Origin of the sequence: Pseudoduganella ginsengisoli (assembly GCF_009720865.1) — a bacterium.
Classification (GTDB): domain Bacteria; phylum Pseudomonadota; class Gammaproteobacteria; order Burkholderiales; family Burkholderiaceae_D; genus Rugamonas; species Rugamonas ginsengisoli.
The window spans coordinates 1-201 of record NZ_WNLA01000136.1 but is presented as its reverse complement, the minus strand read 5'-3'; the positions used below and the strand labels follow the sequence as shown (position 1 = coordinate 201).

General features: G+C 53.7%; 1 rRNA gene. It reads left to right on the top strand.

From position 1 onward, the window contains the following. Window positions 1-201 (top strand): 23S ribosomal RNA (locus tag GM668_RS30485); the annotation flags it as partial.

Below are 201 nucleotides of genomic sequence, written 5' to 3'. Positions count from 1 at the left end.
TGTAGCTTTGCATTGGACTTTGAACCAATCTGTGTAGGATAGGTGGGAGGCTTTGAAGCGGGGACGCCAGTTCCCGTGGAGCCATCCTTGAAATACCACCCTGGTTTGTTTGAGGTTCTAACCTTGGCCCGTAATCCGGGTCGGGGACAGTGCATGGTAGGCAGTTTGACTGGGGCGGTCTCCTCCTAAAGTGTAACGGAG